The organism is Polaromonas sp. P4_F4 (assembly GCF_056401355.1).
In genome coordinates, this window is sequence record NZ_JBFUJO010000002.1 from 1 (window position 1) to 22,918 (window position 22,918).

Consider the following 22,918-nt stretch of genomic DNA (forward strand, 5'->3'; position numbering starts at 1 on the left):
GAGTGATGCTGAGTGATGCTCTTTCCAATCGGGTGCTGTTACATCCGATCTGTCACAGGCGTGTCCACGCCCTAGGTTTGAAGGTTATCAAGCCGGTCCCCGGTACGGGGGACTTTAATCTGGCGAAGCAGTCGAAGGTTATGCAACCTGTTGAAGCTGTGTAGTCAGTGGTCGTACGTGAGCCGTGTGCGGTGAAAGTCGCAAGCTCGGTTCGATGGGGGGGATATCATCGAGAGATGGTATCCCTACCCTCCAGCTTAGACCCCGCGAACTTTGATGCCGACCAGGCCCTTGCCCTGGCCCGCAAGACCTTTGAGATAGAGGCGGCGGCCGTGCAGGGGCTGGCCAGCCGCGTGGGCCCCGAATTTTCCCGGGCGGTGGAGCTGATGCTGACCTGCCGCGGCCGTGTGGTGGTGATGGGCATGGGCAAAAGCGGCCACATCGGGCGCAAGATTGCCGCGACGCTGGCCTCCACCGGAACTCCCGCCATGTTTGTGCACCCGGCCGAGGCCAGCCATGGCGATCTCGGCATGATCACGGGCCTGGACGTGGTGCTGGCCATTTCCAACAGCGGCGAGAGCGAAGAGCTCACGTCCATCCTGCCGGTGCTGAGCCGCCAGGGTGTGCCGCTGGTGGCCATCACCGGTGGCCTGCAGTCTGCATTGGCCAAACAGGCGCGCGTCACGCTGGACAGCAGCGTGGAGCAGGAAGCCTGCCCCTTGAACCTGGCGCCTACCGCCAGCACCACGGCCCAGCTCGCGCTTGGCGATGCGCTGGCCGTGGCGCTGCTGGATGCGCGGGGCTTCAGGGAAGAAGACTTTGCCCGCTCCCACCCCGGTGGCTCGCTGGGCCGCAAGCTGCTCACCCATGTGAGTGATGTCATGCGCAGCGGCGACGACGTTCCGCGAGTGGGTCCCGACACCAGCTTTACCGAGCTCATGCGCGAAATGAGCGCCAAGGGGCTGGGCGCTTCTGCTGTGGTGGACGACCAGCAGCGCGTGCTGGGCATCTTCACCGACGGTGATTTGCGCCGCCTCGTTGAAAAAGGCGTGGACCTGCGCAGCAGCCGGGCCGGCGACGTGATGCATGCCAATCCGCGCACCGTGCGGCCGGATGCCCTGGCCGTGGAAGCGGTGGAGCTGATGGAGCAATTCCGCATCACCAGCGTGCTGGTGGTTGACGACGGTGGCGTGTTGTGTGGCGCCCTCAACACCAACGACCTGATGCGAGCCAAAGTCATATGACCTCCGTGCCTGCCACGCCTGCCACTGCGTCTGCTGCGTCCGCCGCGCCGTCCCCCGGGACGCGCAGCAACAGCGCCCCGGCCCTGAATTTCGCACCGGAGCTGTTGTTGAAGGGCCAGGGCATACGCGTCGCCTTCTTCGACGTGGACGGAGTGCTGACGGACGGTGGCCTCTACCTGTCCGAGGACGGTGAAACCCTCAAGCGCTTCAACATTCTGGATGGCCTGGGCTTGAAGCTGCTGCAAAAGGCTGGCATCACCCCTGCGGTGATCACGGGCCGCGACAGCCCCGTGCTGCGCACCCGGCTGCAGGCCCTGGGCATCACCCACGCGCACTTTGGCACCGAAGACAAACGCCCCGCCGCCGAGATCACGCTGCAGGCCCTGGGTCTGGACTGGGCTGCTGCGGCCGCCATGGGCGATGACTGGCCCGACCTGCCCGTGATGCGCCGCGCGGCGCTGAGCTGCGCGCCGGCGAATGCACACGTGGAGGTCAGGGCGCAGGCCCACCATGTCACGCAAGCCTGCGGAGGCCATGGTGCGGCACGCGAGTTGTGCGACCTGCTGCTCGTTGCCAGTGGCCGCTATGCCGGTCTGCTGCAGGCCTACACACAATGACCACGGCGACCGGCTCAGTCCGCGGGCGAAGCGGCGCGCTGTACCAGCTGAGGCGGTCGTGGCGCATGGCCTACCGCCTGTGGGACAGCATCGCCATTTACATGCCGCTGCTGATGATGGGCGCGCTGGCCCTGGGCACCTACTGGCTGGTGCGCAACACACCGAGCTTCAGCGCCCCCGAGCAGGCCAGGGAGGTGAGCCACGACGTGGATTACTTCATGCACAAGTTCACCGTCAAGAACTTTGACGAAGGCGGCAAGCTCAAAAGTGAAATTTACGGTGTCGAGGCCCGGCATTTCCCGGACACCGACATCCTGGAAATCGACCAGGCCCGCATTCGCAGCATCAATGCCGAGGGACACCTCACCACGGCCACGGCCAATCGTGCTTACAGCAACGGCGACGGCTCGGAAGTCCAGTTGACGGGCAATGCGCGGGTGGTGCGCGAGGCCAGCCAGGATGCGAGCGGCAAGCAGACGCCACGGCTGGAGTTTCGGGGTGAATTTCTCCATGCGTTTTTGAACGAGGAGCGCGTCAAGTCGCACAAGCCGGTGGTCCTGATCCGTGGCACCGACCAGTTCACCGGCGACAACTTTGCCTACGACAACCTCGACCAGGTCGCCGACCTCAAGGGGCGCGTCCGCGGGGTGCTGGTGCCACGGTCTGCCGCCAGTGCCGCAGGCGCGGGTCCTTCTGCTCGCTGAGCGCAGCCACATCGCGCCTCGGCCCGCCCGCATCTCAACGCCTGCCGGAGCCCAGCATGTCCAGACTCGTGTTCATCACCGGCGCTTCCAGCGGCATCGGCCAGGCGCTGGCCCTGCGGTTTTACGCGGCGGGCTACCGGCTGGCACTTGCAGCGCGCCGCACCGCGGAAGTCCAGTCATGGGCTGAGACGCATGCAATCGGTGCCGACCGCTATCAAATTTACAGCGCCGATGTGTCCTCCATCGACAGCATTGTGGCGGCGGGGACGGCCTGCATCGCGGCGCAGGGCGTGCCGGATGTCGTGATTGCCAATGCCGGCGTCAGCATTGGCATGGACACCGCCGAGCGCATGGATCTTGATGTCATGGCGCAGACCTTTGCCACCAACAATGTCGGCATGGCCGCCACTTTTCATCCCTTTGTCGCGCCCATGGTGGCGCGCGGTAGCGGCGCACTGGTGGGTATTGCCAGCGTGTCCGGCATACGCGGCCTGCCGGGCCACGGCGCTTACTGCGCCAGCAAGGCGGCGGTCATTGGCTACTGTGAAAGCCTGCGCGGCGAACTCCGGCCCAGCGGCGTCAAGGTGGTGACGATTTCCCCGGGGTACATCGACACGCCGCTGACACGGCAAAACCGTTATGGCATGCCCTTTCTGATGAAGGCCGAGGTGTTCGCCGACAAGGCTTTCGCCACCATCCAGGCCGGCCGCAGCTACCGCGTGATTCCGTGGCAAATGGGCGTGGTGGCCAAGTTGCTGCGTGTACTGCCCAACGTGGTATTTGACAAGGCCCTGGCCGGGCGGCCGCGCAAGCATCGGCAGAGCCTGGGCTGATTCAGCTTGCCGGACGACGCTGCCGGCCTGCGGCTGGTGCGGCACACTGCCCTTTTTGCTGCGCGGCAGCTATAAAAAGAGTAGCGGCTTGTGCACTGTTTAAGCAGGTTACAAAGCAAAAAGGCTTCAAAACCGAAGTCTTGAAGCCTTTTCAGGGTCATCCCCGATGATGACCGGGGATGCGCTGGCGCATTAGCCAGCTATGGGGTACAGGGCTTAGTAGCCGCCGCGTCCACCGCCGCCGCCGCCGGAACGGCCACCGCCGCTACCGCCGCCGCCGTAAGGACTGCGGAAACCGCCGTCGCTACCGCCGCCACCGGAACGGCCGCCGCCGCCACCACCGTAGCCGCCACCACCACCGCCGCCGCCGCCGTAGCCGCCACCACCAGAGCCGCCGCCGAAGCCGCCGCTACGTGGAGGACGTGCTTCCATTGGACGTGCTTCGTTCACAACGACGCTGCGGCCACCCAGAGGCTGACCGTTCATGCCGTTGATCGCCGCCTGGGCTTCTGCATCGCTGCCCATTTCGACAAAGCCAAAGCCTTTGGAGCGACCGGTGTCGCGTTCCATCATGACTTTAGCGCTGGTAACAGAGCCGAATTGGCCAAAAGATTGTTGCAGGTCTTCGTCACGCACCGAGTAAGGCAGGTTGCCGACGTATAGTTTGTTGCCCATGAAGGGACTCCTCTAAAACACAAAAACAAAAGCGATGGGGTCCCGAAAGCACAACAAATCTTGATACGTACCGCTGTAGCGCGCGAAACTGACCGATCACCTAACGTGTGTAATACCGGCATTGCTGGCATTTACACCCGCATATTATGCTTCACTTATTCAAAATACAACCAGCTATCGTGATTACCCGGGGTAGTGAAAGCCCGCATGAACACTGGCTTTGACGATTTCGCGGGCCTCATGGGAGACGCTGCACGGCATATCCGCAGCGCCTGATGGTCGCCACCTGGCCAGCCGGGGTCAATGTTGGCGGGTTGAAAACGCAGGGAAAACGGCTGAAAACCGCTGGACGGACAAATTGAAGCGGTTGCTGATGCAGGAATTAAATCAAAGCTGCAGCTAATGTTTCAGAAGAGTTAGCGCCTACACACCACAAAGCCTTCGGTGCGACCCCTGCCCCAGAATATCCCGCCGCGGGCTCGCCAGGCATGTGGACATGCAGGAGGGCGACTGGCTGCTGAAGCGCCGCAAACGCCATTGCCGGCATGGGTGCAGGACAAACAAACCTTGCACCAGACAGGTAAATAGTTACATAAATTTGCAGGGTCAGTGGCCAGTGAGCCAGGCTGGCGCCGGATCTGGACGGGGCAGTCCCAGGCGTGCCCACCCCCGCTGCGATGACCATGATGGTTTTAGTCGGGTGACGGATCGGCTGAAGTCTTGTCGGCCGCCCGTTCCGCATCGCTGGTGTAGTTGCGCCAGCGGCGCATGGCGGCGCGCGTGGTCAGGATCTGGTTCTCGAATTTGGGACAGGCTTTGCAGGCCAGCAGATGCAATTTCAGCGCGACGTGGTCGGGCATGCTGAGGACATGGTCTTCTCGCGCGATCAGCAGCGCAGCAGCCTGCCGGCAGGTGCGTCTTAGCAAAGTGATATTCGGTTTCACGCCAAAAAGCCGTTAGGGTTAGGTTAAATGCTTGAATGTTCAGGCGCTGTGCTTGCCAAACCAGTGGATATTCAGGCATTCCTGCAGGCGCAGCCGGGCCCGATGCAACTGGACATACAGGTTGGTCGGCGTGAGAGACAGCTCCTTACAGACTTCCTGTGAAGAAAGCTGCAGCCATTCACGCATCAGGAACAGCCGGCCCAGCGCCGGCGGCAAGCGCTCCATGCAGGCATCCAGAATTTCGAAGAATTGCACTTGCTGCAAGGTCTGGTGGGGGTCTCCCCAATCATTGGGCATCTCGGCAAAGTGGCCGTCGGCCTTGAATGCCAGACGATCAAGCTCGTCGCCCTCCTCGTCAACCTGCGCATCCGGCAGGGCCACCAGCCGTGCGTTGCTGCGAATCAGGTCGATGACCTTGTGCTTGAGGATGCCGACCAGCCAGGTCTTGAGCTGCGAGCGATTGCCGAAACTCTGCGGCCTGGACAGTGCGGCCAGCAATGTTTCCGATACCGCATCTTCAGCCCAGTCGTCATTGCGCAGCTGAAGGCGCGCAAAGCGGAGCAGGTAGACGCGGTGTTCAACCAGCTGTTCTTCAAAAGTCGGCATGGGGGCAGTCTAGCGGCAGCGGGGCTGTTTGTGTGCGCCACGCTGCAATTGGTGGCGGACACCCCCCGCCTGCGCAGGCGGGGGATTGCCGGCCGCAACCACAATTACCAGTTGACTTCCCGGTCAGGCGTGGCGCCGATGCGGTGAACCGACAGGTCGGCGCCTTCAAACTCCTCTTCCTGGCTCAGCCGCAGCCCGAGCGAAGCCTTGAGCGCGCCATACACGATAAAGCCTGCCAGCAGCGCCCACGCCACGCCCATGGCGCTGCCGATCAATTGCGCGCCCAGGCTCACCCCGCCCAAGCCACCCAGTGCCTGGCTGCCAAAAATGCCGGCTGCGATTCCGCCCCACGCGCCACACAGGCCATGCAGCGGCCAGACGCCGAGCACGTCGTCAATTTTCCATTTGTTTTGCGTCAGCGTGAACATCACCACAAACACAGCGCCAGCCACACCGCCCACCACCAGCGCGCCCAGCGGATGCATCAGGTCGGAGCCGGCGCACACCGCCACCAGCCCGGCCAGCGGCCCGTTGTGCACAAAGCCTGGGTCGTTCTTGCCGAACACCAGTGCGGCCAGGGTGCCGCCCACCATGGCCATCAGGGAGTTCACGGCCACCAGGCCGGAAATCCTGTCGATGGTCTGCGCGCTCATCACGTTGAAACCGAACCAGCCGACCGTCAGGATCCAGGCGCCCAGCGCCAGAAACGGAATATTGGAAGGCGGGTGAGCCGAGACCGCGCCGTCCTTGCGGTAGCGGTTGCTGCGTGCGCCGAGCAGAATCACGGCGGGCAGTGCCAGCCAGCCGCCCACCGCATGGACCACGATGGAACCGGCGAAATCGTGAAACTCCGCGCCGGTGAACGACTTGATCCAGGCCTGCACGCCAAAATGCTGGTTCCAGGCGATGCCTTCGAAGAACGGATAGACCAAGCCCACGATGACGGCCGTTGCGATCAGTTGTGGGTAAAAGCGTGCGCGTTCGGCGATGCCGCCCGAAATAATCGCCGGGATGGCGGCCGCAAATGTCAGCAGAAAGAAGAACTTGACCAGCTCATAGCCGTTTTTAGCGGCAAGTTGTTCCGCGCCGACAAAAAAATGCGTGCCATACGCGACGCCGTAGCCCACCACGAAATAGACCACGGTCGACACCGAGAAGTCGACCAGGATCTTGACGAGTGCATTGACCTGGTTCTTTTTGCGGACGGTGCCCAGCTCCAGAAAGGCAAAACCGGCATGCATGGCGAGCACCATGATGCCGCCGAGCAGAATGAACAGGGCATCCGAGCCCTGTTTTAGTGCTTCCATAAGTTCCTCTTGGGTGAAATGGGGTGTTTTAGTGCTGTTTTGGTGCGTATCTCAGGAAAATCCCGAAATCGCACCAAATACAAGCAAGAAATGCGCCATAAATGTGCGTTGGTGCATCGGAACGCCGCCGTATGGGTTCATGCGCCTTCGCTGCCCGGTCGCGGAGGGCTTGGTAGAATGCAGGCTGTCATTGGGGAGTAGCCTCCTTCCTTGAGTGAGAGGGGTTTGCGTCAACAGACTTGTCTGGCCTTGCAACAGGGCCGGCATGGCGCAAACGGTTTTCGGACTTGGCGAGACCTTTGACTGCACAGCCTCCATAGCTTGAAAAAGTTATAGGCCGGGGGTCGCCGTGCAGTCATGGGTTTTGTACCGGCCGGAGTCATTCATGGAAGCCTTCCTCATCTCCACCGGCATCGTCGCCCTCGCCGAAATGGGCGACAAAACCCAGCTGCTCGCCCTGCTGCTGGCCGCCCGGTTCAGCAAACCCTGGCCCATCGTCCTGGGCATTCTGGTCGCCACCATCGCCAACCACGCCATGGCGGGCGCGCTGGGCGCCTGGGTCACCACGATGATCAGCCCCCAGGCCTTGCGCTGGATTCTGGGGGCGTCTTTCCTGGCCATGGCGGCCTGGATGCTGATTCCGGACAAGCTCGAGGACGACGCCGGCGGCCAGTCGCCGAGCCTTGGCGTGTTCGGCACCACCGTCCTCGTATTTTTCCTGGCGGAGATGGGCGACAAAACCCAGATCGCCACGGTAATGCTGGCCGCCCGCTACGACATGTACCTGGGCGTGGTGGCCGGCACCACCCTGGGCATGATGCTGGCCAACGCTCCCGTGGTGTGGCTGGGCGAGCGTGTCACCCGCCTGGTGCCGCTGCGCGTGGTTCATCTCGTGTCGGCGGTGATTTTTGCGGTGCTGGGTGCCATCGCGCTGCTGATACCCGCCTGAACGCCGGTGCCCGACAGGCACACCGGTCAGGGCGCAAGGCGACCTGCGGGGCGCCGCTTCAGCCTTGCTATACTTGCCGCAGCGCCGATTTGCTCAGCTTGCGGGCGCTTAAAAAGTACCGCTAAAGACGAACATCCATGAACCCGGACTCGCCCTTAGCGATGCCGGGTTTTCTTTTTGCCGTTTCACTTTCCAGTCCAGTCCAGTAAATCCAGTCTTGTTTCGATCACGGGCCTTTCTATCGTGTCTTCTGTGTCTTCTGCTTCAGTCCTTGTTGCCACGCCAAAGTCCATGCACTTTGCGGACGCCCTGCCGCTGCAAAGCGGCGCGTCGATCCGCGCCTATGACCTGAGCTATGAAACCTATGGCGAGCTCAATGCCGACAAATCCAATGCGGTGCTGATCTGCCACGCGCTGAATGCCTCCCACCATGTGGCCGGCGTCTACCTCGACGAGACCGGGCGCATCAAAGGCAAGTCCGAAGGCTGGTGGGACACCATGATCGGCCCGGGCAAGCCGGTAGACACCAATCAGTTTTTTGTCATCGGCGTCAACAACCTGGGTTCCTGTTTCGGCTCCACCGGCCCCATGCAGGTCAATCCGGACACGAATGAAATCTATGGCGCCGACTTCCCGGTGGTCACGGTGGAGGACTGGGTCCACGCGCAGGCCAGGCTGCTCGACGCGCTGGGCATCCAGACGCTGGCGGCCGTCATGGGAGGCAGCCTGGGCGGCATGCAGGCCCTGAGCTGGACGCTGCAATACCCCGAGCGCGTGCGCCATGCGGTGGTGGTGGCCAGCGCGCCCAACCTGACAGCCGAGAACATCGCCTTCAACGAGGTGGCGCGACGCGCCATCGTCACCGACCCCGACTTTCATGGCGGCCATTTTTACCGCCATGGCGTGCTGCCCCAGCGCGGCCTGCGCATTGCCCGCATGATTGGCCACATCACCTACCTGAGCGACGATGTGATGAACGAGAAGTTTGGCCGCAAGCTCCGCGACGCCATCGGCAGCCACGCCAGCGGGTACCGGTTTTCCACCCAGGATGTCGAGTTTCAGATCGAAAGCTACCTGCGCTACCAGGGCGACAAGTTCAGCGAGTATTTCGACGCCAACACCTATCTGCTGATTACCCGCGCGCTCGACTACTTTGACCCGGCCAAGGCATCTGGCGGCAACCTCACCCTGGCGCTGGCCGGCGTCACGGCAAAATTCCTGATGGTGAGCTTCACCACCGACTGGCGCTTTTCACCGGCGCGCAGCCGTGAAATCGTCAAGGCCCTGCTCGACAACCAGCGCGACGTGAGTTATGCCGAAATCGATGCGCCGCACGGGCATGATGCGTTTTTGCTGGAGGACGAGCGCTATCTGGGTGTGGTGCGCTCCTACTTTCAGAGCAAGGTGGCCGTATGAACCTGCCTGTCGAACTCAATGTGGAGCCCTCGGCGGCTCTGCTGTCGATTGCCCGGCTGGTGCCGCATGGCTCGCGCGTGCTCGACCTCGGGTGCGGCACCGGCGAGCTGCTGGCCCACCTGATCCGCGAGCGCGGCTGCTCGGGCTACGGCGTCGAGATCAACGACGCCAATGTGCAGGCCTGCGTGGCACGCGGTGTGAACGTGATCCAGCTGAACCTGGAGGAAGGCCTCGCGATGTTTGGCGACGGCTCGTTTGACGTGGTGCTGCAGATCGACACGCTGCAGCACTTGCGCAATGCTGAAATCATGCTGCGCGAAACTGCCCGCGTGGGCCGCATCGGCATCGTCGCTTTCCCGAACTTCGGCCATTGGCCGAACCGCCTGGCGGTGCTGCGCGGCCGCATGCCGGTCACCAAGGTGCTGCCCTACCAGTGGTACGACACCCCCAACATCCGTGTCGGCACGCTGCAGGATTTTGAAGCGCTGGCGTTGCAAAACCGGCTGGAGATCCTCGACCAGTTTGGCCTGCAGGATGGCCGGGAAGTCCGTTTCTGGCCCAATGCCCGGGCCAGCCGCGCGGTCTTCAAGTTCCGCCGCGCCTGACGGCCCCGGTGCGCGCGGCAGGCTGGCGCATCGCAGTCGGTGGTGCTACCATTTAGCCATCGGGATTTCAGCCTCCCGACTCTTCACAGATAGACGGTGTCCCGTCCAAGCGCTGGTAACTGACTTGGAGTATTTTTCGTGGACACCTCTTTCATTTCCCCACAGGAACTGGCCGCCCGCATGGGCCGTGCCGATGCACCGCTGCTGCTCGACGTGCGGCGCGAAAACAAATTTTTTGAAAGCCGATACCTGCTCGTCGGCGCGAGGCGCTGCGCGCCTGAAGACGTGGCGGCCTTCGCCACGTCGCAGCGCGCTGCATCGGGTCACGGCGACGTGGTGGTTTACTGTGTTTATGGCCACGACGTGAGTGCCGATGCCGTGGCCACGCTGCGTGCCGCGGGCTGGAACGCGCACGCGCTGGCCGGCGGCATCGAGGGCGGCGAAGACGGCGTCGACTCACCGCAAGACATCGCGCAGTGGCGCGCGCATCGCCCCCTGACCATGCTCAAGCGGCCCGATTGGGGCGTAGGCGGCGGCAGCGAGCAGGCTTCGCGCTGGATCACGCGGGAACGCCCCAAGATTGACCGCATCGCCTGCCCCTGGCTGATTCGCCGCTTTATCGACGCACGGGCGGAGTTCTTCTATGTGCCCACGGCCCGGGTGTTTGACGAGGCGGCACGCCTGGGCGCCGTGGCTTACGACATTCCCGGCGCGCCGGTCTCGCACGAGGGTGAGCTGTGCAGCTTCGACACCCTGCTGCGCGCCTTTGAGTTGGGCGATCCGGCGCTTGAAATACTCGCCCGCATCGTGCGCGGCGCCGACACCGACCGCCTTGAACTCGCACCGCAGTCGGCGGGTCTGCTGGCCTTCTCGCTGGGGCTGTCGCAACTGCACGCCACCAGCGACGCCGGCATGCTGGAAGCCGCCCTGCCGCTGTATGACGCGTTGTATGCCTGGTGCCGCAGTGCGCAAGCCGAGACGCACAGCTGGAAACCCGAAACCATGATCGTGAAAGCGACCACCGCATGAGCCACATTGCAACGTCCCTTCCCGCCGCAGTGAGCTTTGCGCAGGCCTTCAGGTTCTGGCTCAAGCTGGGCTTCATCAGCTTCGGCGGGCCGGCCGGGCAAATTGCCATCATGCACCGCGAGCTGGTGGAACAACAACGCTGGATCTCGGAAAAGCGCTTCCTGCATGCCTTGAACTACTGCATGCTGCTGCCCGGGCCCGAGGCGCAGCAGCTGGCAACCTACATCGGCTGGCTGATGCACCGGACATGGGGTGGTGTGGTCGCCGGTGCGCTGTTCGTGCTGCCCTCGCTGTTCATCCTGGTGGCGCTGAGCTGGATTTACGTCGCCTTTGGCGACGTGCCGGTGGTCGCCGCCATCTTCTATGGCATCAAGCCGGCTGTGGCGGCCATCGTGGTGCAGGCGGTTCACCGCATCGGCAGCAAATCGCTGAAAAGCCCGGCGAAAGCCCCGGTTCCGTGGGCGGTGGCTGTCCTCAGTTTCGTGGCCATTGCAGTTCTGCATGTACCCTTCCCGTGGGTGGTGCTGAGCGCGGCGCTGACCGGCTGGCTGTGCGCGAAATTCGCGCCGGGACAGTTTGCTGGCGGCGGCGGGCACGGGGCAGCTGTCGTGGCGCAGGGTCCGGCCCTGATCGACGACGACACACCGACGCCCGAGCATGCGCGCTTCAAGACATCGCGGCTGGCGACGGTGCTGGCAACAGGGGCCGTGCTCTGGCTGCTGCCCATGGGCGCGCTGATGGCCTGGCAGGGCTGGGGCGGCGCGCTGACCCAGATGAGCTGGTTTTTCACCAAGGCCGCGCTGCTGACTTTTGGCGGCGCCTACGCGGTGCTGCCCTATGTCTATCAAGGCGCGGTGGAGCAGTTCGGCTGGCTCACCGGTCCGCAAATGATCGACGGGCTGGCGCTCGGCGAAACCACGCCGGGGCCGCTGATCATGGTGGTGGCCTTTGTCGGCTTTGTCGGCGGCTGGACCCGGCAGGTGCTCGGTCCGGACGCGCTGTTCCTGGGCGCCGCACTGGCGGCGACGCTGGTCACCTGGTTCACCTTCCTGCCGTCCTTCATCTTCATCCTGGCGGGCGGGCCGCTGGTGGAGTCCACCCATGGCAAGCTGCAGTTCACCGCGCCGCTGGCGGCCATCACCGCCGCGGTGGTCGGAGTCATTGCCAGTCTTGCCCTGTTTTTTATAGTGCATATCGCTTTCAACAAGGAGGCTGCGGCCGGTTTCCCGTCCAATGTGGCGTGGCCTTCGCTGCTCATCATGGTTGCGGCCGGGGTGGCGCTGCTGCGCTACAAGGTGGGCGTGATTCCGTTGATCGGCGCCTGCGCCGTGGCCGGCTTGCTGCTGCGCTGGAGCGGTCTGGCCTGAGGCCTGGCGCTGCGCCGGCTGTGGTGGCGCCCGGGTGCCGGCGTGCCCGGTGAGCGCGCGGCGCGTTATGCTCAAGTCCATGGCAGGAGATACCGAAAAACACCAGGACGCGCCCACCCGCACAAGGGCTGAGCGCCTGTTTGGCGACTGGGTGCGGCAGGTGTCGACCGTCACGCTGCGCGCCGATGCGATGGCCGGCCTGCTCGGCGCGGTGCTGGTGCTGCCGCAGGGCATTGCCTTTGCCACGCTGGCCGGGCTGCCGCCGGAGTATGGCCTGTACACCGCCGTCATTCCCTGCATCATCGCCGCGCTGTTTGGCTCCAGCTGGCACGTCATGTCGGGCCCCACCAACGCCAATTCGCTGGCGCTGTTTGCCATGCTCTCGCCGCTGGCCATGGCCTTCAGCCCGCAGTACATCCAGCTGGCGCTGGCCGTGACCGTGATGGTCGGCGTCATGCAGTGGCTGATTGGCGTGCTGCGCCTGGGTGTGCTGGCCAATTTCATTTCTCCGGCCACGCTCTTTGGCTTTACCTCAGGTGCGGCGCTGCTGATTGCGGTGCATGCGTTGCCCGACCTGTTGGGCTTGCCCGCCGCGCCCGAGCACAGCGCCGCGGCCGTGCTCAGGCATGTGTTCACGCAGCTATATCTGGTCCAGCCGGTGGCGCTGGCGGTGGGCGCCATCACCATCGGCGTGGCATTGCTGCTGCGCCGGCTGCGGCGCAGCTGGCCCGCCATGCTCATCGGCCTGGTGGTGGCGACCGCGCTGGCATGGCTGTGGAGCCATTCCCCGAACGTCGGCAGCGCCACGTCATCTTCCGCGCTGCGTATGGTGGGGCAGATCCCTGTGCCATGGCCGCGCTTTGAGCTGCCCCGCATCAGCTGGGCCCAAGCCACAGACCTGGTCGGCCTGGCATTTGCGCTCACCATCGTGGCTCTGGGCCAGGCGATTTCGATTGCCAAGACGGTGGCGCTGCGCTCGGGCCAGCGCATTGATGCGAACCGCGAGTTTCGCGGCCAGGGGCTGTCCAACATCGTCGGCGGCTTCTTCTCGTGCTATGTATCGTGCGGCTCCATGAACCGCTCCATGCCCAACCTGCAAGCCGGCGCACGCACGCCGCTGGCCTCGGTGTTTTCTGCACTGCTCTTGCTCGTATTGGTCGCGGTTAGCGCACCGCTGCTGGCGCTCATTCCCATGGCTGCACTGGCCGGCCTGCTGGTGCTGGTGGCTGTCGCCCTGCTGGACTTTGCGCGCTGGCGCCAGCTGTTCAGCTTGAGCCGCAGCGATTTTGCGGTGGCACTGGCCACCATGGTCGCGACGGTCACCATCCGGCTGGAGATTGCCATTTTGCTGGGCATGATCCTGTCGCTGATGTCTTTTTTGTACCGCACCTCGCGTCCCGCCATGCGCACCATGGGTTTTGACAGCCGCGGGCTGGACCGGCAGTTTGTGGTGATTGACAACACGCCCGACGCCGGGCTTGAACCTGAGATGACTTTGCCGCAGAAAGCGGATGACGACAACGGCCGCAGCGCAGGGCCGCCCCAAGCAAGGCCAGCCCCCCCGGGGGGCAGCGCATTACACGAAGTGAAAAGCGTGGGGGCCACATTCTTGCCGGAATGCCCGCAGCTCAAGCTGCTGCGGATGGAGGGTGAGGTCTATTTCGGCGCGACCCAGCATGTGGCCGACATCCTGCATGCGCTGCGCAGCCAGCCGCAACCGCAAAAGCATCTGCTGGTCATGGGCAAGAGCATGAACTTCATCGACCTGGCCGGTGCCGAGTTATGGGAGGCCGAACTCGCCGCGCGGCGCGCCATGGGCGGCGATTTGTACTTTCACCGACCGCGGCCCGAGGTGATCCGCATGTGGCGCAAAACCGGCTTCACCCGCCTGCTGGGGCCGGAGCACCAGTTTCCCGACAAATTCACCGCGATCGCGACGATTTTCAACAAGCTCGATCCCGCGATTTGCCGGCGCTGCACGGCCCGTATTTTTTGGGAGTGTCAGAGCGTGCCGGGACCGGACATGGATGTGGACACGAACGCTGGCGCCGCTTGAACATCCGGCCGATGCGTTAAAGTTGTACGATAAATTCCGATACATATGATCAGCCACTTCAAGTCCATCACCCCCGGTGCGCATCTTTCTGACCGGGTTGCCGACGCGCTCGCCGCAGAGATTCGCGCGGGCCGCCTCGTGGCCGGTGACAAGCTCCCGACCGAAGCGGTGCTGGTCGAGCAGTTTTCGGTCAGCCGCACGGTGGTCCGGGAGGCCGTTTCGCGCCTGAAGTCGCTGGGGCTGGTCGACTCCCGGCAAGGCAGCGGGGTCTACGTGAAGGAGGCAGGCTTTTCGCCGCTGAACTTCGACGCCCGTTTCGCGGTGTCCAAGCAGGCGGTGATCCAGATGGTGGAAGTGCGGCGCGCGCTGGAGGCCGAAGTCGCCGCGCTCGCGGCCCAGCGGCGCAGCCAGGCCGACGTGAAGCGCATCCGCCAGTCGATCACCGCGCTGGAAAAGGCAGTGCTGGCCGGCGGCGACGGTGTGAGCGAGGACGTCAAGTTCCACCGCGCCATCGCCGACGCGGCGCGCAATCCCTTCCTCATCGGCACGCTGGAGTACCTGGGCCAGTTCCTGCAGGGGGCCACGCGCGTCACCCGGGCCAACGAAGCGCGGCGCGCCGACTTCGCCCGCCAGGTCGCTGACGAGCACGAACAGATCTCGCAGGCGATCGAGGCCGGCGATGTGGCCGCAGCCCGGCAATCGGCCGCGCGCCACATGGACAACGCCATCAAGCGCATCGAGCAAGCCGACCCCGCCTTCTGGCAGGAGGAAGGCGTGAAACTGGCGCATCCGCTGGTCAAGGGCCTGCACCCCGGCGCCTGAACCGGCCGAAAATCGTTGCCACCCCTTCATTGGGGAAAACCCCGAGCAGGCAGAAAATCCCAAAGTTGTATGATAACCATATAAATCAACCGAGCGACCGGTCCTGTTGGTGTGGTCGCGCATTCCTGGAGACGCACTACATGACTTCCTCGATCCTGGTGGGCGCCCTGCCCGCCCAAGACCCGCTTGAGCGCCGTGCCTATGGCAAAGTGTTCTGGCGCCTCGTGCCCTTCCTCATGCTCTGCTACGTGATCGCCTACCTCGACCGCGTGAACGTCGGCTTTGCCAAGCTGCAGATGGCGCAACAGCTGGGCTTCAGCGAAACCGTGTTCGGCCTCGGTGCCGGCATCTTCTTCCTCGGCTACTTCCTGTTCGAAGTGCCAAGCAACCTGCTCATGAGCAAGGTCGGCGCGCGGATCTGGATCGCGCGCATCATGATCACCTGGGGCCTGCTGTCGGCCTGCTTCATGTTCGTGAAGACGCCCACCACCTTCTATGTCTTGCGCTTCCTGCTGGGCCTGGCTGAAGCCGGCTTCTACCCGGGCGTGATCCTGTACCTGACCTACTGGTATCCGGCACACCGGCGCGCCAAAATCATCGCGGTCTTCATGTCGGCGATTCCGGTTGCGGGCATCTTTGGCAACCCCCTGTCGGGCTGGATCATGGATGCCTTCAACGGTGCCTCATCGCTGCAAGGCTGGCAATGGATGTTCCTGATCGAGGCCGTGCCCGCCTTGCTGATCGGCGTGGTGGTGCTGTTCTATCTGGACAACGGCATTGCCAAGGCCAAGTGGCTGGATGCCGACGAAAAGAAACTGCTGGCGCGCGAGATTGAACTCGACCAGCAGCACGGCAGCAAGGGCCCGCATTCGGTGGCCGGCGTGTTCAGGGACCGCCGCATCTGGTGGATGTCGCTGATCTACTTTGCCTTCGTGATGGGTCAGTACGCGTTGACGTTCTGGTTGCCAACGCTGATCAAGGCGACGGGCGTCAAGGGCAATCTGAACATCGGATTGCTGAGCGCCATTCCCTTCATCTGCGCAATCATTGCGATGAACCTGTTCGGCCGCAGCGCGGACCAGCGGCGCGAGCGCCGCTGGCACCTGATCGTGCCGGCACTGATGGGCGCGGTCGGCTTCACCGTGGCAGCCTCATACACCCAGAACACCGCCGTGTCGCTGACCTTCCTCTCGCTGGCCGCCGCTGGCGTGCTGACCTGCGCACCGCTGTTCTGGTCGCTGCCTACGGCGTTCCTGTCGGGCACGGCCGCAGCTGCCGGCATTGCCGTCATCAACTCGGTGGGCAACCTCGCCGGCTTCGTGAGCCCCTACCTGATCGGCTACCTCAAGGACGCCACCGGCAGTACCCAGGTCGGCATGTACGTGCTGGCCGGCGCCCTGGTGGTCGGCGCGATCGCCGTCTGGTGGACGCCCAAAGAGCTCGTCAATCGCTGAGCCACACCCTATCATCCCCGCATCACCCCAAGGAGTATTGACATGAATCCCATCATCGGCCTGATCGGCCTCGGCGCCATGGGCGGTGGCATGGCACAGTCGCTGCGCCGCGCCGGCTATGCCTTGCGGGTCTTCGACGTGCGCGCCGACGTGGCCCAGGCCTTTGCGCAGGGCGGCGGGACGGCCTGCGCCACGCTGGCGGAGCTCGGCGCCCAGTGCGATATCGTCATCTCGGTAGTGGTCAACGCCGCGCAGACCGAGAGCGTGCTGTTCGGCAGCGGCGACGTCGCCGGTTGCGCGGCTGCCATGAAACCCGGCAGCGTGTTCGTGATGTGCTCCACGGTGGATCCGCGCTGGTCGGCCGCGCTGGAGCAGCAGCTGGCGGAACTCGGCCTGCTCTACATTGACGCGCCGATTTCCGGCGGCGCCGCCAAGGCGGCGAGCGGCGACATGACGATGATGACCTCGGCCAGGCCGGAAGCCTACGAACGCTGCGAAGCCGTCCTCAACGCCATGGCTGCCAAGGTCTACAAGCTGGGCGACCAGGCCGGCGCCGGCAGCAAGGTCAAGATCATCAACCAGTTGCTGGCCGGCGTGCATATCGCGGCCGCCGCCGAAGCCATGGCGCTGGGCCTGCGCGAAGGCGTGGACGCGGCGGCGCTGTACGAGGTGATCACCCACAGTGCCGGCAACAGCTGGATGTTCGAGAACCGCATGGCCCATGTGCTGGCAGCCGACTACACGCCGCTGTCGGCGGTCGACATCTTCGTCAAGGACCTGGGACTGGTGCTCGACCTGGCGCGTGCCAGCAAGTTTCCGCTGCCACTGTCCAGCACCGCGCACCAGATGTTCATGCAGGCGTCGACGGCCGGCTTCGCGAAGGAAGACGACAGCGCCGTGATCAAGATCTTCCCGGGCATCGAACTGCCCCAAGCGCCCAAGGCGGCTAACTGAGACGCCAGGGCGGCCTCTTACTCACCTCCCTCTCATCCCTTTCATCCCTTTTCCCAGGACACGACCATGCATATCCTGATCACCGGCGGCTGCGGCTTCGTCGGCGCGCGGCTGGCGCGCACCCTGTTGGCCTCGGGCTCGCTGGCGGTGGCCGGCGGGCCGGCGCAGGCCATCGCGACCATCACCCTGGCGGACCGCGCGCCCCCGCCCGACGACTTGCGGGCCGACCCCCGCATCGTCTTCCTCGGTGGCGACCTCAACGAACAGCTGCAAAGCAGGCAACTTCCGAATGCCGGCACCTCGCTGATCTTTCATCTGGCCGCGGCCGTCAGCAGCGAGTGCGAGGCGGATTTCGACCTGGGCATGCGCAGCAACCTCGACGCCACGCGCGCGCTGCTCGAAGCCTGCCGCACGCTCGGCACGAAGCCGGTGCTGGTGTTTTCCAGTTCGCTCGCCGTGTTCGGCCATTCGCCGCAGCAGCCTCTGCCCGCGGTGCTGGAAGACCACAGCTTGCCCACGCCGCAAAGCAGCTACGGCATCCAGAAATTCATCTGTGAACAGCTGGTGGCCGACTACGCGCGCAAGGGCTTTGTCGAGGGCCGCAGCGTGCGCCTGATGACGGTAGCGGTGCGCCCGGGCCGGCCCAACGCGGCCGCATCGAGTTTCCTGAGTGGCATGATTCGCGAGCCGCTGGCCGGCCAGCGCGCCCTGTGCCCGGTGCACCCGGACACCGGCGTGGCGCTGTCGTCGCCGGCGCGCACGGTTGAGGGCCTGATTCGCGCCGCGCAGGCCAGCCCCGCCGAGTGGGGCCCGCGCACCGCACTCAACCTGCCGGGACTCATGACCACGGTGCGTGAGATGGCGGCCGCGCTCGAGCGCGTGGCCGGGCCGGCGGCCACGGCGCTGCTCGACTGGCGCATCGACCCGGCGATTGAGAAAATCGTCACCACCTGGCCCGGCAACGTGAAGACCGCCCGCGCGCAAGCCATGGGCCTTGACGCCGACACCAGCTTCGAGCAGGTGATCCGCGACTACGTGCGCGAAAACCCGACCGCCGTGCGCCTTTCTGTGTGCTCCTGATACCGACCCGATACAACGATGAACCCCATTTTTCTAGGCTGCATCGCCGACGATTTCACCGGCGCCACCGATCTGGCCAATAACCTGGTGCGCAGCGGCATGCGTGTGGTGCAGACCATTGGTGTGCCGTCCATGCCACTGGACGCGGACGTGGACGCCGTGGTGGTGGCGCTCAAGTCGCGCACCATTGCCCCGGCCGATGCCGTGGCGCAATCGCTGGCCGCCCTGCGCTGGCTGCAGGCTCAAGGCGCGCGGCAAATCTACTTCAAGTACTGCTCCACTTTCGACAGCACGCCGCAAGGCAACATCGGCCCGGTCACCGAAGCGCTGATGGACGCGCTGTCGAACGTGGCAGGAGGGGACTTCACCATCGCCACGCCGGCTTTTCCCGACAACCAGCGCACCGTGTTCAAAGGCTACCTGTTTGCGGGCGACGTGCTGCTGAGCGAGAGCGGCATGCAAAGCCATCCGCTCACGCCGATGACCGACGCCAACCTGGTGCGCGTGCTGCAGGCGCAGTGCAAGCGCAAGGTCGGCCTGATCGACTACCGCGTTGTGGCCCGGGGCGAGGCCGCGATCCGTGCGCGCATTGACCAGCTCAAGGCCGAGGGGGTCGGGGTGGCCGTGGTGGATGCACTGTCCAACGACGACCTGCTGCGCCTCGGCCCGGCACTCAAGGGCATGCCGCTGGTGACGGCCGGCTCGGGTGTGGCCATTGGCCTGCCGCAAAACTTCGGCATTGCGCCCTCCTCCCAGGCCAGCGAGTTGCCTGCCGCCACGGGCTTGCAGGCCGTGGTGTCGGGCAGCTGTTCGATGGCCACCAACCGCCAGGTGCTGGCCTTCATCAAGGCCGGGCGTCCGGCGCTGGGCATCGACCCGCTGCGCATCGCGGCCGGCGTGGACGTTGCCGCCGAAGCGCTGGCCTGGGCCGAGCCGCTGATTCAGAAAGGTCCGGTTCTGGTGTATTCCACGGCGGACTCGAATGCGGTCAAATCGGTGCAAGGCCGCCTGGGTGTTGAAGAAGCCGGCGCCATGGTCGAGCGCACCATCGCGGCCATTGCGCGCGGCCTGGTCGAGCGCGGCGTGCGCCAGCTGGTGGTCGCGGGCGGTGAAACCTCGGGCGCCTGCGTGCAGGCACTCGACATCACTCAAATGAAGATCGGCCCGCAGATCGATCCCGGCGTGCCCTGGTGCCACGCCCAGTCCGATGCGGCCGATGCGACAGGATTGCACCTCACGCTCAAGTCGGGCAACTTCGGCACCGACGACTTTTTCACCAAAGCCTTTACGATGCTCACATGACTGAAAACCAGGCCCGTGAGGAAATCTGCCGCATAGGCCGCAGCCTGTTCGAGCGCGGTTATGTGCATGCCACGGCCGGCAACATCAGCGTGCGGCTCGACGATGGTTTCCTGATCACGCCCACCGATGCCTGCCTGGGCTTTCTCGATCCGGCCAGGCTCGCGCGGCTGGATGCCAACGCGCAACAGCTCAGCGGCGACCGGGCCAGCAAGACCATCGCACTGCATGCCCATATCTATGGCGCTGCGGGCCGATTTGATGCCAATACCCGCTGCGTGATCCACACCCACAGCACGCACTGCGTGGCGCTAAGCCTCGAGGCCACGGGTGCCGAGTTGCTGCCACCGATCACGCCCTACTTTGTGATGAAGGTCGGCCATGTGCCGCTGATCCCCTACCATCGCCCCGGCGACCCGCAGGCGGCGGCCCTGGTGGCGCAAACCATTGCCCGCTATGGCGAGTGCGGCGCGCCGATCCGCGCCGTCATGCTGGAGCGCCTGGGGCCCAATGTCTGGCACGATTCGCCCGCCGCCGCCATGGCCACGCTCGAAGAACTTGAAGAAACCGCCAGGCTGATGGCCCTAAGCCGCACGCCGCCCGAACCGCTGACCGAAACCCAAATCGATGAACTGCGCCAGATCTTTGGCGCGCACTGGTGAACCCTATGCCTCAATTTGCTGCCAACCTTTCCATGCTTTACCCTGAACTCGATTTTCTCGACCGCTTTGAGGCGGCCGCGAAAGACGGCTTCAAGGCGGTTGAGTACCTGTTTCCCTATGCCTATGAGAGCCGTGAACTGGCGGCACGCCTGAAAGCCCACGGCCTGCAGCAGGTGCTGTTCAATGCGCCCCCCGGTGACTGGGACCAGGGCGAACGCGGCCTGGCCTGTCTGCCCGGGCGCGAGGCGGAGTTTCGCAGCGGCATCACCCGGGCGCTGGACTATGCGGCAGCGCTCGACTGCCCGCGCGTCCATGTCATGGCCGGCCTGGTGCCTGCGGGCGTCGAGCGCGAGGCGGTGCGCCCGACCTATGTGGACAACCTGCGCTGGGCCGCCGCCGAGGCCGCGAAACAGGGCGTGGATGTGCTGATCGAGCCGATCAACACCCGCGACATCCCGCGCTTCTTTTTGAACCGGCAGGACCATGCGCATGAACTGATCGCCGAGATCGGCGCGCCCAATGTCAAGGTGCAGTTCGATCTGTACCACTGCCAGATCGTCGAGGGTGATGTGGCCATGAAGATACGCCAGTACCTGCCGACCGGCCGCGTCGGCCATTTCCAGCTCGCCGGCGTGCCCGAGCGGCACGAACCCGATATCGGCGAGATGAACTACTCCTACCTGTTCAAGGTGATCGATGAGGTGGCGCAGCAATGCGGCTGGACCGGTTGGGTCGGCTGCGAATACCGCCCCAGCCGTGGCGCGCAGCCTGGAGGTACGTCGGCGGGACTGGGCTGGATGAAGGCGAACGCCCAAGCCGGCGCCTGACCAGCGCCTAAGCTGCGCGGCGAAACGTCAGGTTGATGCGCTGCCGTCCCAGCAGGGCGTGCTCGCCCTTGGGCAGCGGCGCAACGCCGTGGTAGGCCAGCCGCGACGGGCCGCCCCACACGGCCACATCGCCGTGCACCAGCCGGTAACGCGCCGGGCGGTCTTTGCGCAGCGTGCTGCCAAATAAAAACACGGCCGGCAAACCCAGCGACACCGACACAATCGGCGCGCTCATGTCGCCCTCGTCCCGGTCCTGGTGCAGCGACAGGCGCGCGCCGGGTTCATAGCGGTTGACCAGGCAGGCATCTGGCCTGAAGTCATTGAAGCCGGCTTCGGCCGCCGCGCGCCCGGCCAGATCGACAAAGCAGTCGGGCATGGGCGGCCAGGGTTGGCCAGACAGCGGGTCGGTGCGGGTGTAGCGGTAACCGGTGCGATCGGACACCCAGCCCAGCGCACCGCAATTGCTCATGGCCACCGACATGGTGTAGCCGCCCGGTGTGACGAGATGGCGCCAGGGTGCGCAGGCTGTCACCTGCGCCACCGCGTCAAGCAGTGCCTGGTCCACACCGATGGCAAAGCCGCGCAGCAACACGGCGCCCGGCGCCATGACCTGCGGCGCGACATAGGGAAGCGGCTCTTCCTCGAACAGGTTTTTGGTCAAAAGGTTTCCCCCAACCACTTACTGCGACTACTGCGCGTCATGAAAAATGATACCCAGCGTGTGGCGCTGCCCGGAACGCAGCCGGCTGACACCATGGCGCATGGTGACCCGGTACACCCCCCGGCTGCCCTGCACCGGGCGCTGGTTCACTGCAAACACCACAGCATCGCCTTGCGCCAGCGGCACCACCTCCGGCCGCGACTGCATGCGTGGGCGCTGTTCGGTCAGCACGAATTCGCCGCCCGTGAAGTCTTCACCGGGCCGTGACAACAGCACCGCCACCTGGAGCGGAAACACCTGCTCGCCATACAGGTCCTGGTGCAGGCAGTTGTAATCGCCGGGCCCATAGCGCAGCAGCAGCGGCGTCGGGCGCTGCTGGCCCGCGGCATGGCAGCGCGCCAGAAAATCGGCGTGGTCACCCGGGAAGCGCGCCTCCATGCCGAGAGCCGCATTCCACGCGTTGGCCACGCCCGCCAGCGCCGGATACAGCGTGGCGCGCAGGCGTTGCACGGTCTCGGGCAGGGGGTAGCTGAAATACTGGTATTCGCCGCGCCCGAAGCCATGCTGCTGCATCACGACGCGGCTGCGGAAGTGCCGGGTGTCCGGGTAGAGCCGCACGAGCGCCTCGCAGTCAGCGGCGCTGAGCAGCTGCGGGATGACCGCGCTGCCCTGCTGGTTCAGCTCGGCCGTGGTCTCGGCCCAGTGAGCGGCGCCGGGCGTGAGGTGTGAAGCAAGGTGTGAGGCAAACAGGTCCATGTCTCAGCATAAATCGGTGTGCGCCTTGATGCACGCCGGATCCGGACATTT

23 protein-coding genes and 1 riboswitch are annotated in these 22,918 nt (G+C 64.7%); of the genes, 17 read left to right on the forward strand and 6 right to left on the reverse strand.

The window, feature by feature from the left end; genetic code table 11:
* Positions 1 to 236: 236 nt before the first annotated feature.
* From AC1DUR_RS02560 to AC1DUR_RS02575, 4 genes are read left to right on the forward strand one after another with little or no spacing between them, the layout of a single operon-like run.
* Positions 237 to 1,244 (forward strand): KpsF/GutQ family sugar-phosphate isomerase, encoded by a 1,008-nt coding sequence (locus AC1DUR_RS02560; RefSeq protein WP_477721094.1) that lies wholly within the window; start codon positions 237 to 239, stop codon positions 1,242 to 1,244.
* Positions 1,241 to 1,861 carry a KdsC family phosphatase gene (locus tag AC1DUR_RS02565; RefSeq protein ID WP_477721095.1) on the forward strand — a complete coding sequence of 207 codons (621 nt, stop codon included), beginning with the start codon at positions 1,241 to 1,243 and terminating at the stop codon, positions 1,859 to 1,861. The genes AC1DUR_RS02560 and AC1DUR_RS02565 overlap by 4 nt, the downstream gene beginning before the upstream one ends.
* Positions 1,858 to 2,565, forward strand: a complete 708-nt coding sequence (gene lptC / locus AC1DUR_RS02570; protein WP_477721096.1) for an LPS export ABC transporter periplasmic protein LptC — start codon at positions 1,858 to 1,860, stop codon at positions 2,563 to 2,565. The genes AC1DUR_RS02565 and lptC overlap by 4 nt, the downstream gene beginning before the upstream one ends.
* Positions 2,566 to 2,621: 56 nt before the next feature.
* Positions 2,622 to 3,398 (forward strand): SDR family oxidoreductase, encoded by a 777-nt coding sequence (locus AC1DUR_RS02575; RefSeq protein ID WP_477721097.1) that lies wholly within the window; start codon positions 2,622 to 2,624, stop codon positions 3,396 to 3,398.
* A 216-nt stretch (positions 3,399 to 3,614) separates the two neighbouring features.
* On the opposite strand, the gene AC1DUR_RS02580 is transcribed toward AC1DUR_RS02575, so the two are convergent.
* From AC1DUR_RS02580 to AC1DUR_RS02595, 4 genes are all read right to left on the reverse strand, one after another.
* A complete protein-coding gene (locus AC1DUR_RS02580; RefSeq protein WP_477716699.1) occupies positions 3,615 to 4,073 on the reverse strand; it encodes an RNA recognition motif domain-containing protein in 459 nt (152 codons plus the stop codon).
* Positions 4,074 to 4,765: 692 nt separating this feature from the next.
* Positions 4,766 to 5,017, reverse strand: coding sequence for a zf-HC2 domain-containing protein (locus AC1DUR_RS02585; protein WP_477721098.1), 252 nt, complete (start codon positions 5,015 to 5,017; stop codon positions 4,766 to 4,768).
* 39 nt (positions 5,018 to 5,056) lie between these two features.
* The gene (locus AC1DUR_RS02590; protein ID WP_477716697.1) at positions 5,057 to 5,623 is read right to left on the reverse strand and encodes a sigma-70 family RNA polymerase sigma factor; all 567 of its coding nucleotides are present in this window, start codon (positions 5,621 to 5,623) and stop codon (positions 5,057 to 5,059) included.
* Positions 5,624 to 5,727: 104 nt separating this feature from the next.
* A complete protein-coding gene (locus AC1DUR_RS02595; RefSeq protein ID WP_477716696.1) occupies positions 5,728 to 6,930 on the reverse strand; it encodes an ammonium transporter in 1,203 nt (400 codons plus the stop codon).
* Between the two features lie 180 nt (positions 6,931 to 7,110).
* A riboswitch (yybP-ykoY riboswitch) is annotated at positions 7,111 to 7,314 on the forward strand.
* A 1-nt stretch (position 7,315) separates the two neighbouring features.
* Here AC1DUR_RS02595 and AC1DUR_RS02600 point away from each other — a divergent pair.
* The 13 genes from AC1DUR_RS02600 to otnI all read left to right on the forward strand — a co-directional run bounded on the left by AC1DUR_RS02600 (position 7,316) and on the right by otnI (position 21,450).
* On the forward strand, positions 7,316 to 7,879 hold the full coding sequence (locus tag AC1DUR_RS02600; protein ID WP_477716695.1) for a TMEM165/GDT1 family protein: 564 nt from the start codon (positions 7,316 to 7,318) through the stop codon (positions 7,877 to 7,879).
* Between the two features lie 252 nt (positions 7,880 to 8,131).
* A complete protein-coding gene (metX, locus tag AC1DUR_RS02605; RefSeq protein ID WP_477716694.1) occupies positions 8,132 to 9,295 on the forward strand; it encodes a homoserine O-succinyltransferase MetX in 1,164 nt (387 codons plus the stop codon).
* Positions 9,292 to 9,900: a methionine biosynthesis protein MetW gene (metW, locus tag AC1DUR_RS02610; protein WP_477716693.1), complete on the forward strand. Its 609-nt coding sequence runs from the start codon at positions 9,292 to 9,294 to the stop codon at positions 9,898 to 9,900. Before metX ends, metW begins: the two co-directional genes overlap by 4 nt.
* A 138-nt stretch (positions 9,901 to 10,038) precedes the next feature.
* Complete coding sequence (locus tag AC1DUR_RS02615; protein ID WP_477716692.1) at positions 10,039 to 10,929, forward strand: chromate resistance protein ChrB domain-containing protein; 891 nt, start codon at positions 10,039 to 10,041, stop codon at positions 10,927 to 10,929.
* A complete protein-coding gene (gene chrA, locus AC1DUR_RS02620; RefSeq protein ID WP_477716691.1) occupies positions 10,926 to 12,296 on the forward strand; it encodes a chromate efflux transporter in 1,371 nt (456 codons plus the stop codon). The genes AC1DUR_RS02615 and chrA overlap by 4 nt, the downstream gene beginning before the upstream one ends.
* A gap of 79 nt (positions 12,297 to 12,375) precedes the next feature.
* Positions 12,376 to 14,352 carry a SulP family inorganic anion transporter gene (locus tag AC1DUR_RS02625; RefSeq protein ID WP_477716690.1) on the forward strand — a complete coding sequence of 659 codons (1,977 nt, stop codon included), beginning with the start codon at positions 12,376 to 12,378 and terminating at the stop codon, positions 14,350 to 14,352.
* 45 nt (positions 14,353 to 14,397) lie between these two features.
* The gene (locus AC1DUR_RS02630) at positions 14,398 to 15,174 is read left to right on the forward strand and encodes a FadR/GntR family transcriptional regulator (protein WP_477716689.1); all 777 of its coding nucleotides are present in this window, start codon (positions 14,398 to 14,400) and stop codon (positions 15,172 to 15,174) included.
* Positions 15,175 to 15,314: 140 nt separating this feature from the next.
* Positions 15,315 to 16,628 carry an MFS transporter gene (locus AC1DUR_RS02635; RefSeq protein WP_477716688.1) on the forward strand — a complete coding sequence of 438 codons (1,314 nt, stop codon included), beginning with the start codon at positions 15,315 to 15,317 and terminating at the stop codon, positions 16,626 to 16,628.
* A gap of 42 nt (positions 16,629 to 16,670) precedes the next feature.
* Positions 16,671 to 17,582 carry an L-threonate dehydrogenase gene (ltnD, locus tag AC1DUR_RS02640; RefSeq protein ID WP_477721099.1) on the forward strand — a complete coding sequence of 304 codons (912 nt, stop codon included), beginning with the start codon at positions 16,671 to 16,673 and terminating at the stop codon, positions 17,580 to 17,582.
* Between the two features lie 66 nt (positions 17,583 to 17,648).
* The gene (gene denD, locus AC1DUR_RS02645) at positions 17,649 to 18,662 is read left to right on the forward strand and encodes a D-erythronate dehydrogenase (protein ID WP_477721100.1); all 1,014 of its coding nucleotides are present in this window, start codon (positions 17,649 to 17,651) and stop codon (positions 18,660 to 18,662) included.
* Positions 18,663 to 18,680: 18 nt separating this feature from the next.
* Positions 18,681 to 19,964 (forward strand): 3-oxo-tetronate kinase, encoded by a 1,284-nt coding sequence (gene otnK / locus AC1DUR_RS02650; RefSeq protein ID WP_477721101.1) that lies wholly within the window; start codon positions 18,681 to 18,683, stop codon positions 19,962 to 19,964.
* The gene (locus AC1DUR_RS02655; protein WP_477721102.1) at positions 19,961 to 20,623 is read left to right on the forward strand and encodes a class II aldolase/adducin family protein; all 663 of its coding nucleotides are present in this window, start codon (positions 19,961 to 19,963) and stop codon (positions 20,621 to 20,623) included. The genes otnK and AC1DUR_RS02655 overlap by 4 nt, the downstream gene beginning before the upstream one ends.
* Positions 20,624 to 20,628: 5 nt before the next feature.
* On the forward strand, positions 20,629 to 21,450 hold the full coding sequence (gene otnI / locus AC1DUR_RS02660) for a 2-oxo-tetronate isomerase (RefSeq protein ID WP_477721103.1): 822 nt from the start codon (positions 20,629 to 20,631) through the stop codon (positions 21,448 to 21,450).
* A 7-nt stretch (positions 21,451 to 21,457) separates the two neighbouring features.
* Here otnI and alkB read toward each other — a convergent pair whose 3' ends face one another.
* Positions 21,458 to 22,111 (reverse strand): DNA oxidative demethylase AlkB, encoded by a 654-nt coding sequence (alkB, locus tag AC1DUR_RS02665; protein ID WP_477716682.1) that lies wholly within the window; start codon positions 22,109 to 22,111, stop codon positions 21,458 to 21,460.
* Between the two features lie 27 nt (positions 22,112 to 22,138).
* Positions 22,139 to 22,867 (reverse strand): 2OG-Fe(II) oxygenase, encoded by a 729-nt coding sequence (locus AC1DUR_RS02670; RefSeq protein ID WP_477716681.1) that lies wholly within the window; start codon positions 22,865 to 22,867, stop codon positions 22,139 to 22,141.
* Between the last annotated feature and the right edge of the window lie 51 nt (positions 22,868 to 22,918).

What these genes read in the sequence shown, in the direction of transcription:
- denD (WP_477721100.1), top strand. Translation starts at nt 17,649, where the DNA reads ATGCATATCCTGATCACCGGCGGCTGCGGCTTCGTCGGCGCGCGGCTG.
- AC1DUR_RS02635 (WP_477716688.1), top strand. Translation starts at nt 15,315, where the DNA reads ATGACTTCCTCGATCCTGGTGGGCGCCCTGCCCGCCCAAGACCCGCTT.
- AC1DUR_RS02575 (WP_477721097.1), top strand. Translation starts at nt 2,622, where the DNA reads ATGTCCAGACTCGTGTTCATCACCGGCGCTTCCAGCGGCATCGGCCAG.
- otnI (WP_477721103.1), top strand. Translation starts at nt 20,629, where the DNA reads ATGCCTCAATTTGCTGCCAACCTTTCCATGCTTTACCCTGAACTCGAT.
- ltnD (WP_477721099.1), top strand. Translation starts at nt 16,671, where the DNA reads ATGAATCCCATCATCGGCCTGATCGGCCTCGGCGCCATGGGCGGTGGC.
- AC1DUR_RS02630 (WP_477716689.1), top strand. Translation starts at nt 14,398, where the DNA reads ATGATCAGCCACTTCAAGTCCATCACCCCCGGTGCGCATCTTTCTGAC.
- AC1DUR_RS02670 (WP_477716681.1), bottom strand. Translation starts at nt 22,867, where the DNA reads ATGGACCTGTTTGCCTCACACCTTGCTTCACACCTCACGCCCGGCGCC.
- AC1DUR_RS02655 (WP_477721102.1), top strand. Translation starts at nt 19,961, where the DNA reads ATGACTGAAAACCAGGCCCGTGAGGAAATCTGCCGCATAGGCCGCAGC.
- lptC (WP_477721096.1), top strand. Translation starts at nt 1,858, where the DNA reads ATGACCACGGCGACCGGCTCAGTCCGCGGGCGAAGCGGCGCGCTGTAC.
- AC1DUR_RS02560 (WP_477721094.1), top strand. Translation starts at nt 237, where the DNA reads ATGGTATCCCTACCCTCCAGCTTAGACCCCGCGAACTTTGATGCCGAC.
- chrA (WP_477716691.1), top strand. Translation starts at nt 10,926, where the DNA reads ATGAGCCACATTGCAACGTCCCTTCCCGCCGCAGTGAGCTTTGCGCAG.
- otnK (WP_477721101.1), top strand. Translation starts at nt 18,681, where the DNA reads ATGAACCCCATTTTTCTAGGCTGCATCGCCGACGATTTCACCGGCGCC.
- AC1DUR_RS02595 (WP_477716696.1), bottom strand. Translation starts at nt 6,930, where the DNA reads ATGGAAGCACTAAAACAGGGCTCGGATGCCCTGTTCATTCTGCTCGGC.
- AC1DUR_RS02625 (WP_477716690.1), top strand. Translation starts at nt 12,376, where the DNA reads ATGGCAGGAGATACCGAAAAACACCAGGACGCGCCCACCCGCACAAGG.
- AC1DUR_RS02580 (WP_477716699.1), bottom strand. Translation starts at nt 4,073, where the DNA reads ATGGGCAACAAACTATACGTCGGCAACCTGCCTTACTCGGTGCGTGAC.
- metW (WP_477716693.1), top strand. Translation starts at nt 9,292, where the DNA reads ATGAACCTGCCTGTCGAACTCAATGTGGAGCCCTCGGCGGCTCTGCTG.
- AC1DUR_RS02590 (WP_477716697.1), bottom strand. Translation starts at nt 5,623, where the DNA reads ATGCCGACTTTTGAAGAACAGCTGGTTGAACACCGCGTCTACCTGCTC.
- AC1DUR_RS02600 (WP_477716695.1), top strand. Translation starts at nt 7,316, where the DNA reads ATGGAAGCCTTCCTCATCTCCACCGGCATCGTCGCCCTCGCCGAAATG.
- AC1DUR_RS02565 (WP_477721095.1), top strand. Translation starts at nt 1,241, where the DNA reads ATGACCTCCGTGCCTGCCACGCCTGCCACTGCGTCTGCTGCGTCCGCC.